Origin of the sequence: Mycobacterium sp. E136 (assembly GCF_001666865.1) — a bacterium.
Taxonomy (GTDB): Bacteria; Actinomycetota; Actinomycetes; order Mycobacteriales; family Mycobacteriaceae; genus Mycobacterium.
On the sequence record NZ_LZJE01000256.1, the window covers coordinates 1 to 9,920 of the forward strand.

The 9,920-nt window shown below is 64.9% G+C and carries 11 protein-coding genes, 1 tRNA gene and 1 pseudogene; 6 read left to right on the top strand and 7 right to left on the bottom strand.

Going from position 1 to position 9,920, the window contains the following annotated elements; genetic code table 11:
* Window positions 1–435 (top strand): sigma-70 family RNA polymerase sigma factor (locus tag A5698_RS17070; protein ID WP_156670792.1); only part of this gene is annotated, 435 nt, incomplete at its 5' end.
* 8 nt (window positions 436–443) lie between these two features.
* Here A5698_RS17070 and A5698_RS17075 read toward each other — a convergent pair.
* Window positions 444–2,399 (bottom strand): serine/threonine-protein kinase, encoded by a 1,956-nt coding sequence (locus A5698_RS17075; RefSeq protein ID WP_068299286.1) that lies wholly within the window; start codon window positions 2,397–2,399, stop codon window positions 444–446.
* A 222-nt stretch (window positions 2,400–2,621) separates the two neighbouring features.
* On the opposite strand from A5698_RS17075, the gene A5698_RS17080 reads away from it, so the two are divergent.
* The 3 genes from A5698_RS17080 to A5698_RS17085 all read left to right on the top strand — a co-directional run bounded on the left by A5698_RS17080 (window position 2,622) and on the right by A5698_RS17085 (window position 3,521).
* Window positions 2,622–2,694, top strand: a tRNA-Thr gene (locus A5698_RS17080).
* Between the two features lie 35 nt (window positions 2,695–2,729).
* The gene (locus A5698_RS28060; RefSeq protein ID WP_084792488.1) at window positions 2,730–3,137 is read left to right on the top strand and encodes an HNH endonuclease signature motif containing protein; all 408 of its coding nucleotides are present in this window, start codon (window positions 2,730–2,732) and stop codon (window positions 3,135–3,137) included.
* Window positions 3,138–3,194: 57 nt separating this feature from the next.
* Window positions 3,195–3,521: a hypothetical protein gene (locus tag A5698_RS17085; protein ID WP_068299289.1), complete on the top strand. Its 327-nt coding sequence runs from the start codon at window positions 3,195–3,197 to the stop codon at window positions 3,519–3,521.
* Between the two features lie 2 nt (window positions 3,522–3,523).
* Here the strand turns inward: A5698_RS17085 and A5698_RS17090 are convergent, their stop codons facing one another.
* Window positions 3,524–4,345 (bottom strand): hypothetical protein, encoded by an 822-nt coding sequence (locus A5698_RS17090; protein ID WP_068299292.1) that lies wholly within the window; start codon window positions 4,343–4,345, stop codon window positions 3,524–3,526.
* A gap of 102 nt (window positions 4,346–4,447) precedes the next feature.
* Here A5698_RS17090 and A5698_RS17095 point away from each other — a divergent pair, with 102 nt between their 5' ends.
* Entirely contained in the window at window positions 4,448–5,161 is a 714-nt protein-coding gene (locus tag A5698_RS17095) for a response regulator transcription factor (RefSeq protein ID WP_197506809.1), read from the top strand.
* A gap of 23 nt (window positions 5,162–5,184) precedes the next feature.
* Entirely contained in the window at window positions 5,185–6,603 is a 1,419-nt protein-coding gene (locus tag A5698_RS17100) for a sensor histidine kinase (protein WP_068299297.1), read from the top strand.
* Here the strand turns inward: A5698_RS17100 and A5698_RS17105 are convergent.
* The 5 genes and pseudogenes from A5698_RS17105 to A5698_RS17125 form a co-directional block, all read right to left on the bottom strand.
* On the bottom strand, window positions 6,591–6,995 hold the full coding sequence (locus A5698_RS17105) for an HIT family protein (RefSeq protein ID WP_068299303.1): 405 nt from the start codon (window positions 6,993–6,995) through the stop codon (window positions 6,591–6,593). The genes A5698_RS17100 and A5698_RS17105 overlap by 13 nt on opposite strands.
* Before the next feature lie 75 nt (window positions 6,996–7,070).
* Window positions 7,071–7,961 (bottom strand): SDR family NAD(P)-dependent oxidoreductase, encoded by an 891-nt coding sequence (locus A5698_RS17110; protein WP_084792489.1) that lies wholly within the window; start codon window positions 7,959–7,961, stop codon window positions 7,071–7,073.
* On the bottom strand, window positions 7,951–8,397 hold the full coding sequence (locus tag A5698_RS17115) for a nuclear transport factor 2 family protein (protein ID WP_067288185.1): 447 nt from the start codon (window positions 8,395–8,397) through the stop codon (window positions 7,951–7,953). The genes A5698_RS17110 and A5698_RS17115 overlap by 11 nt, the downstream gene beginning before the upstream one ends.
* 4 nt (window positions 8,398–8,401) lie before the next feature.
* Window positions 8,402–9,529, bottom strand: coding sequence for an NDMA-dependent alcohol dehydrogenase (locus A5698_RS17120; protein WP_068299300.1), 1,128 nt, complete (start codon window positions 9,527–9,529; stop codon window positions 8,402–8,404).
* 91 nt (window positions 9,530–9,620) lie between these two features.
* Window positions 9,621–9,920: pseudogene (locus A5698_RS17125) on the bottom strand (nuclear transport factor 2 family protein); the annotation flags it as partial.

Consider the following 9,920-nt stretch of genomic DNA (forward strand, 5'->3'; position numbering starts at 1 on the left):
AGGGTCAACAAGGCGACCGCCACGCTGGCGCAGGGTCTGAACCGCGCGCCGACCGCGACCGAGATCGCCGAGCACCTCGGTGTCGACCGCGAGCAGGTGGTGCAGGCGGCTATCGCCGGCTCCAACTATTCGACGTTGTCGACCGATATCCCGGCGATGCGTGACGACGATTCGGCATCCATCGGGGATGGATTCGGCAGCGACGACGCCGGTTACGAGAAGGTGCTCGACGTCGAGACCGTGCGGCCGCTGATCGCCGCCCTGCCCGACAAACAGCGTGAGGTGCTGACGTTGCGCTTCTTCGAGGACATGACGCAGAGCCAGATCGCCGCGCAGATCGGCTGTTTTCAGATGCATGTCTCGCGGCTGCTCGCGAAAGCGTTGGAGGCCTTGCGAAGTCAGGTCAAGGAATCGGTCCTTGCCGCCGCGAGCTGAGGCGCAGGCTAATGTGGTGCTCGCTTGCGTATCACTCTCTCGAGTGCTCGGATGTCCGATTCGATCTGCCTTGACAGCCAATATGCGAGCACGAAACCGGCGATTCCCCCGACGCACAAAACGCGGATCGCCACTATGACCTTCGCGATCTCGGCAGGAGTCAGGAAGGTCACGGCGACGACGCCGAACAACGGTACAGATGCCGCAACCGCCAGATAGCGGGGTAGTCGGCGGTTGAGTGCTCTTAGCTGTTCGCCTTCCCGCGGATTCGTCTGTCCGTGTGCGACCAGCTCCGGATAAACGCTGCGCACGATGTAGAAGGTGAACAGAAAGAACGGGTACGCGATCGCGATAGCGCCACACATCGTGAGGGACCCGAAGAAGTGAATCGCAGACCTACCAGGTATCCCGCCCGCGGCAAACTGCATGGTCAACGGGAATGTCAGACCTGACAGCAACCACAGACCGAACACGATGAACACTGCCCGATCGCCTGCGACAAGACAGTCGTGGCGTGCGCGGGCCAAGGTTTCTGCGGGCGGCGCCAGCCCCTGCCGCAGGCGGCGTGGGACCAGGATGATGTAGCGATACCAGTAGAGCAGCACGGCAGCGCCGAGCGGGAAGAACACCACGTTGACAACCGTGGTGACCAACATGAACCGGCCCTGCGCCTGCTCGGAAAGCTGGCTGACGATGAGCAGTTGGTTGTGCTGGATGTTGTACGCGCTGGCCAACAGGTTGGGAATCATGATGGCCAGGAAGGCGATTGGCACAAAGAACGGTCGTAGTCGCAGCCGCCAGCTTCGGGCAGGCGGATCGACCAGCTCACGAGCTTGCGGATCAAGACAGAGTTGGAGCTGCTCGGCGACTTCGGCGCCCGACGCCCAACGCTGATCACGGTCGGCGCTCAATGCCTTCATCAGAACTCTCTGCAAAGCGGAAGGACAGTTCGCAGGCAGAGCTGCGATCGCCGCAGGCTGGACCCCATGCACGCGTGTGGTCAGCATCAGCTCGAGCGCGGTGGTATCGCCGATGGGTCCAGCGGAGTTCCCACGAGCAGCGTGTGCCGCGGAGTCATCAAACGGCTTTTGGCCGGTCAATAGCTCCCACAACACGACGGCGAGAGAGTAGATGTCGCTACGGGCGTCGAGGGCCGCCATATCGAGGGTATGGCCGGGCTGACAGGCGATGAGTTGCTCTGGGGACATGTACGAAAGTGAGCCGCCGAAATATTCGAAGGGGCTTGCGCCCGTGACATTTCGGGCGAAGCTGATGTTGAAGTCCGCGAGTTTTGGCGTGCCGTCGGACGCGAGGAGGACGTTCGCCAGCTTGATATCGCGGTGAAGCACGCCCCGTGAATTCGCATAGTCCAACGCCTGAGCGAGCCGTTTCCCGATCCACGCGACGGTGTCGGGCCAGGGGAGCGCGGCGAGCTCGGTGCGGGTAGATGACTCCGTCGGGCGGATTCCCCCTCGCGCCTCCAGTGCGTTGTCGACCGCGTCGAGCAGCGTCTGACCGGTGTCCGGCGGCTCTGTTCCGCGATGAATCGTCTTGACGACCTCGAGCAGCGTCCCGCCGGGCAGGTATTGCATATACAACAGCCGCCAGTTCTGTTCACGCAGGATGCGCTGGTCGAAAACCCGGACGATGTAGTCGTGATCCAACTGGGCCAGGGTCTGCGGCTCATGGCCCTCGTTCGCCGAGATTTTGACCGCCACCAGCCGTTGCATCGATCGTTGCCGGGCGAGAAAGACTCTCGCGAATGCACCGCTGCCCAGTTCGAGCAGGAGATCGAAGTCGTCGAGTTGCTGACCGACCTGAATCTGCGTGAGGCGGCTTGACGGACTGCCCACGGCGAAGGACGCCTCGTATGTATTGGTGCGAGTCTCGCTTACACCGGCGCCGCCGGTGGGCGCCTGAGTTCGGGTGAATTCGAGCGGATAATCGGCGGTCGAATCGGACATGACAACCTCGTTCCAGGTTGTCTCATCGTATCGACGACGCGGCTGGCCTGGGACTTCTTGGGCGAATACCGGCTGGCCGTGTACGGCGATAGCGCGGGCAGCGAGGGTGAGGCTGTTGAGATGCTCAACTGCCCCGCTCAGCAGCCTGAACGCCCACGACAGCCGTACCGTGCATTTCCAGACAACATCACGCCGTAGAATGACCAGGGTTCTAGCGAGCCGGCCGCGTTAGCTCAGATGGTAGAGCATCGCTCTTGTAAAGCGAATGTCGAGAGTTCGAGTCTCTCACGCGGCTCTTCACTTGTCCGCCCTCCTGTTTACGGTCGCGTTATGGCGAGGACGTGTCCGGGCTGCGGCTGTGAATTGACAGGTCGTAGCCAGAAAGTGTTCTGCTCCAATTCATGTCAGCAGGCTCATCGGCGTCGGTTACTTCTAGAATCTTGGCTTGAGGCCGGTACCTGTGGCCGGATTTCTTACCAGGGCAACTATGTTCGGGAGTACCTCCTCGAGCAACAGGGCGAATGTTGCGCCATCTGTGGCATAGATTCTCAGTGGAATGGTTCAAGCCTCGCGTTAATCATCGACCACATAGATGGCGATGCGACGAACAATCATCGTGAGAATCTGCGGCTGGTGTGTCCGAACTGCGACAGTCAACTCCCGACCTATAAAGCGAAGAATCGAGGCAACGGTCGGTTTTACCGGCGAAAGCGCTACGCCAACGGGTCGTCTTACTGAAGGAGGCCTGCGGGCCTCGAGTTTATCGGGTCGTCGGTTCGGGGAACTCCGCTGCCCGTGACTGTCAAGGACGATCTGCTCAGCGACTTCTCCGATGTATATCCGGGGCTGCCGCGCCCGCGTGTGGAACGGCTGCTGACGCTGCTCGACGAGAGCGCGAGCACCGAAGGTGGCCTCGGCCTTAGCATCGCCACCGCCATCAAGCCGCTGGTGCCCGACATCGCGTCGCGCATCGAGTCCTACAAGAAAAGCGACGTCGACGACTATGTCCGGATGCTGCGCGGTGCGACGGTGCTGTTGCTGCAGCGGTGGCAGCCCGAGGACCAGCCGCCGACACCCGAGAGCGTGTCAGAGGCGATTCAGACCATCGAAGCCGACGCCTGAGCTCACTCCTCGACGTCGATGATGCGTTGAGACGTCACCGTCCGTGACGACGACCGGGCGCGCGGCCTGCGACCGGGCAGCGGGATCCGGTCGGCGATATTGCTGAGCGGGTTGACGACCTGGCTCAATGTCACGACCGCGTCGTGCAGCGCGTCGATCGTCGGCGCGAGCGCTTCGAGCCCCGGAGCCAGCCGGTTCAGCGTGTCCGCGACGTCGGCCAGCTTCAGCAGCGGTCCGTCCGGATCGGTCAGGGTGTCCAAGAGTCCACCCTCGGCGAGCAGGCGGTCCGCCACGCCGTCCTCGCGCAGCACCCGTTCCACCAGACCGTCGTTGGCCAGAAGCTGATCGGCGAGCCCGCCCGGTGCGATCACGCGCGACAAGGCACCGTCGTCGGTGGTCATCCGATCCGCGAGGCCGCCCTCCGCCATCAGCTGGTCCACCAGCCCGCCCGGCGCGACGGCCCGGGCGACGGCGCCGTTCTCGGCGGTCATCCGGTCCAGCAGGCCACCCTCGGTGGTCAGCTGATCGACCAGGCCACCTGGACGCAGCAGCCGGTCGAGCGGGCCGTTGGGTGCGAGCGCCCGGCCCAGCGGGGCGTCGTCGTCCATCAGCCGGGCCAACCGGTTCGCGCGCTCGACGGCGTCGTTGAGGCCGAGCATGGTCGCAAACGACGCCGGGCCGGCGCTCCCATCCGTGGTCTCGCCGAGCGTGCGCTGCGCCATGCTCACCGCGCCCGTCGCCATGGCGAGCCCCGCGTCGGCGACCGCCAGGGCGGCTTTCGCAGGCGCGGTCGCGATATCGGTCAGCGCTTTGCCGAAGTTCATCACCTCAGTCTATGGACGGCGCAAGATCAAGAACTCACAGGAAGTACACAGCCTGCTCGCAGGAACCTCGCCAGTGAAGAGGCGGACAGTGATGGAGTGGCCATGCCTGCATTACCCGAGAACACACCGGAGGCCAAGGTCCTCGTCGTGGACGACGAGGCCAACATCGTCGAGCTCCTGTCCGTCAGCCTGAAGTTTCAGGGGTTCGAGGTCTACACCGCCTCCAACGGACCCGCCGCGCTGGACAGGGCGCGCGAAGTACGCCCGGACGCCGTCATCCTCGACGTGATGATGCCCGGCATGGACGGCTTCGGCCTGCTGCGCCGGCTGCGCGCCGACGGTATCGACGCGCCGGCGTTGTTCCTGACCGCGCGCGACTCTCTCCAAGACAAGATCGCCGGCCTCACGCTCGGCGGCGACGACTATGTGACCAAACCGTTCAGCCTCGAGGAAGTGGTGGCCCGCCTGCGGGTGATCCTGCGCCGCTCGGGGCGCGGCGTCGAGGAGCCCCGCAATTCCCGGCTGACCTTCGCCGACATCGAACTGGACGAAGACACGCACGAAGTGTGGAAGGACGGGGAGCCGGTGTCGTTGTCGCCGACGGAGTTCACGCTGCTGCGGTACTTCATCATCAATGCCGGGACGGTGCTGTCGAAGCCCAAGATCCTCGACCACGTCTGGCGCTACGACTTCGGCGGCGACGTCAACGTCGTCGAGTCATACGTCTCCTACCTGCGACGCAAGATCGACACGGGCGAGAAGCGCTTACTGCACACGCTGCGCGGCGTGGGGTACGTGCTTCGCGAGCCGCGGTGACGAAGAACGCCGACAATGGATAGATGATCGGGCGCGTGCCGCTGAGGGTGGGCCTGGTGGCGGCGACCCTCTTGCTGGTGGCGTGCGGCCTGCTGGCGTCCGGAGTGGCGGTCACCACGATCCTGCGCCACACCTTGAGCAATCGCGTCGACCAGGAGTTGCTCGACGCATCGCGGGGGTGGGCCCAGGCGCCGCGCCGGGGTTCCAGCGACGCGTTGGAGAGCCCGAACCCCGCCCGGCCGCCCACGAACTTCTACGTCCGCGGCGTCGGCGCCGACGGGCATATCTGGATCGCGGTCAACGACCGCGACGCTGAGCCGGCGCTGCCGCCGGACAACGACGTCGGCCCGGAACCGGTAACCGTCGGCTCACTCGACGGGTCGGGTGTGCAGTGGCGCGCGATGACGGTGCGCAGTCCCGAGGGTGTCGTTACTGTGGCCATCGACTTCTCCGACGTGCAGACCACGGTGCGCGAGCTGATGTACGCGCAGGTGGGAATCGGTTTGGCGGTACTGCTGGTGCTCGGCGTGGCCGGCTATGCGGTGGTGCATCGCAGCCTGCGGCCGCTGGTCGAGGTCGAGCGGACGGCGGCGGCGATCGCGGCGGGGGATTTCGATCGGCGTGTGCCGCAGCGTGATCCGCGAACGGAGGTGGGCCGACTGTCGTTGGCGCTCAACGGCATGCTCTCCCAGATCCAGACGGCGATGGCGGCGTCGGAGGCGTCGGCCGAGCAGGCCCGCCGTTCAGAGGAGCGGATGCGGCGGTTCATCACCGACGCCAGCCACGAGTTGCGCACCCCGCTGACCACGATCCGAGGCTTCGCCGAGCTGTACCGGCAGGGCGCGGCCCGCGATATCGAGATGCTGATGAGCCGCATCGAAAGCGAGTCCAGTCGGATGGGGCTGCTCGTCGAGGATCTGCTGCTGCTCGCGCGCCTCGACGCTCAGCGTCCCCTCGAACGCCGGCGCGTCGATCTGCTGACGTTGGCCACCGACGCCGTGCACGACGCCCAGTCCATCGCGCCCAAGCGGACGATCACGATGGAGGTGCTCGAGGGGCCGGGCACTCCGGAGGTGCTCGGCGATGAGGCCCGGTTGCGTCAGGTGCTGGGCAACCTCATGGCGAACGCCCTGCAGCACACCCCCGAAGACGCCGGTGTCACAGTGCGGGTGGGGACCCTGCGCGACCGTGCGGTGCTGGAGGTCTGCGATGAAGGGCCGGGGATGACGTCCGACGATGCGCAACGGGTTTTCGAGCGGTTCTATCGCGCGGATTCGTCGCGGACGCGGGCCAGCGGCGGCACCGGGTTGGGTTTGTCGATCGTCGATTCGCTGGTTCTCGCCCACGGCGGAACGGTCGACGTCGCGACCGCTCCTGGACGCGGCTGCACGTTCACGGTCAGCCTGCCGCGGATTGCCGAGGTGACGGCTCAGGTCAGCTGAGCCAGCGCGGCCTTGATCTTGGCCTGGGCCTCGTCGAGCGATTCCGGCGACGGGTTGGGATCGGCGTTGGCGAATCCGAAGTCGGCGAGGTCGCTGGTCGGGAAGACGTGCACATGCAGGTGCGGCACTTCCAGGCCGGCGATGATGACACCGGCGCGTTCGGCAGGAAACGCCTTGACCACAGCCTTGCCGATGAGCTGAGCCACCTGCATGACCTTGCCGAAGGCCGCGGAGTCGACGTCCTGCCAGTTGTCGATTTCGGAGCGGGGCACAACGAGCGTGTGGCCCTGGGTGATTGGCGCGATGGTCAGGAACGCGACGATCTCGTCGTCTTCGTAGACGAATCGGCCGGGAAGCTCGCCGTTGATGATCTTGGTGAAGACGCTCGCCATGACCTCAAGCATGGCAGGAGCCCGACCGCTTACGCCGACCGGGGCGTGGACCACGAAACCGCGGTATGGCGCTTGTCAGCGAATGTGCTCGTGGATCTCGGTGACCGACCACGGCGGACTGTCGTTGTGGTCACGGTAGGCGAGGATCGTCGGCGTCGGCCTGTCGAAGCGTCCGACGAAGCCGCCGGCGGCGATCAAGATCTGGCCCGTCACGTCGGCGGCCAGGTCGCTTGCCAGATAGGCGTATGTCGGCGCGACGTACTCCGGCGGCGGAGCATCGAGGGCGCCGCGCATGCTGGTCTCGTCGAGCAGGCCGCGACGGTGTAGATCTGCGATCTGTGCTTCGTAGTCCGGTCCGGTCGAGATCCTCGTCCTGGCGCCGGGGCACACGACGTTCGCGCGCACCCGGTGCTCCTTCAGTTCGGCGGCAATCGCGAGTGTCAGGCCGTTCACGCCACCCTTGCCCGCCGGATAGCCGGTTCCGCCGTAGTCACCCAGGAATGCGAACGAACTCGTGTTCACGATCGCACCGCCGCCTTGAGCGACCATCCTCGGTGCCGCCGCCCGACACGTCTCGAACGTCGTGGTGAGATGCGCATCGAGCAACTCGCGGAACTCACTCGAACTGACTGTGAGAATCGACGATCCGGCAGGCTCGGCGACGCCCGCGCAGTTGATCAGGATGTCGATCCGCCCGAACTCCTCAACACACGTGTCGATGAGTGAGTCCGCTACATCGGGATCGGCGGGCGAGCCGGCCACCCCGCGGGCATTCGGAATACGTTGCGCCGCTTGTGCTACGACCTCGGGATCACGGCCGTTGACGACGACCCCCGCCCCATGGGCGGCAAGCAGTTCCGCAACCGCCAGCCCGACACCTCGCGAACCGCCGACGACGACCGCGCCCCGCCCCTGCTGGGGGTACCGCCCGCCCGAAGGGTAGGGGGAGGACGGGCTACTTGCCATCCGTCGGATGGCCGCCCGCCTGGCCGAACTCCATCATGTCCATGTTCCAGTAGCCGCGCAGGTTCGTGAGCAGCCCGGCATCGTTGACCTTGTAGGTGAACACTCCGCGCACCGTGCTGGTCATCCCGTTGTCGAACCTGCTGCGCAGCACCAGGATATGAGCCACTTCGTGCGGCGAACTGGACGGAAACGTCTCCTCGCAGGTGATCCGCAGGTCATTGGAGGCGATGTTGGCGTCATAGAAACCGGACACCGCCTCCTTTCCGCGGATTCCCGTGCCATCCGGGTTGGTGAACGACTGCCCGATCGGATCCTCGATTACGACATCGTCGGCCATCAGACCCAGCCAGCCCTCCTTGTCGTGGGAATGCACGCATTTCCACGAATTGTGGGAGGCGGCCAATGCCGGTGTCTTCTCCACGGTTTCGGCAGACACGCGCTTATCGGTCGTCGTCGGTGTAGCGGATGACGCCACGGATGTTGCGGCCCTCGAGCATGTCCTGGTAGCCCTCGTTGATCTGCTCCAGCTTGTACTGGCGCGTGATCATGTCGTCGAGGTTCAGCTTGCCCGCCTTGTACATCGACAGCAGCTGCGGGATGTCGTAGTGCGGGTTGCCGCCACCGAAGATGGTGCCCTGTATGCGCTTCTGCATCAGGGTCAGCATCGCCAGGTTGAGGTTCACCTCGGTGTCGAGCAGGCTGCCGATCGCGGTCAGCACACAGGTGCCGCCCTTGGCGGTGAGGTTGAGGTAGTTGTCGACGTCCTTGCCGTGCAGCTCGCCGACCGTGACGATGACCTTGTGGGCCATCAGGCCCCAGGTGACCTCGGCGATTCCGGCCATCGCCGACTCCCAGTCCGGATACGCATGCGTCGCACCGAATTTCAGCGCTTGGTCGCGCTTCCACTCCACTGGATCGATCGCGAAGATGCGGCGTGCGCCCGCGGCGACGGCACCTTGCAGTGCGCCCATGCCGACACCACCCACGCCGACGATCGCGACGTCCTCGCCGGGCCGGATGTCACCGCTGCGCACCGCGGAGCCGTAACCCGTCGTGACACCACAGCCGACCAGGCAGGCCACCTCGAACGGGATCGATTCGTCGATCTTCACGACCGAGCTGCGGTGCACGACCATGTACGGGGAGAACGTGCCGAGCAGCGTCATCGGAAAGACGGGCTGTCCCTTGGCATGAATGCGGTGTGTGCCGTCGGAGACGGCGGTGCCGCCGAGAAGACCGGCACCCAGGTCGCAGAGGTTGCGCATTCCGGCCTGACACGACGGACAGCTGCCGCACGACGGAATGAACGACAACACGACGTGATCACCGGGCTTGAGATCCTCGACGCCCGGACCGACCTCGGTCACGATGCCCGCGCCCTCGTGTCCGCCCAGCACCGGGAAACCGCCCATCGGGATGCCGCCGGTCACCAGATGGTGGTCGGAGTGGCACATCCCCGACGCTTCCATCTGAATCTTGACCTCGTCCTTGACGGGGTCGCCGATCTCGATCTCCTCGATCGACCAGGGCTGGTTGAACTCCCAGATGAGAGCACCTTTTGTCTTCATCACAACGTGCCTTCCGCTAGTACCGGTGACCTCAGACTAGAGGCAGTAGTTAGGTAGGTCACACCCACCCCCAATCAACTGCTTGGCCGGGTCACCAGATCGACGCCGGTGCCTGGCCGAGGGGGTAGTAGCCGGGCAGCTTCTCCCCGGCCAGTGAGCGCTCGATGCGCTTTTGCATCCCCGGTGACAGGTCGCCGGACTCGATGAGCTTCGCGTACCCCTTGGCCACATGGCCGAAGTCGAAGAAGTCCCGCTGCCACTCGATCTTCAGAGCCCCGTCCTGCCCTTGGGCGGTCAGTCGGAACCAGCTGCCCCCGATGCCGTAGATCTCGTCCTGGGTGCCGTCGGACTTGTTGACGATCTGCTTCCAAAAACCGACGATCTCGCCCTG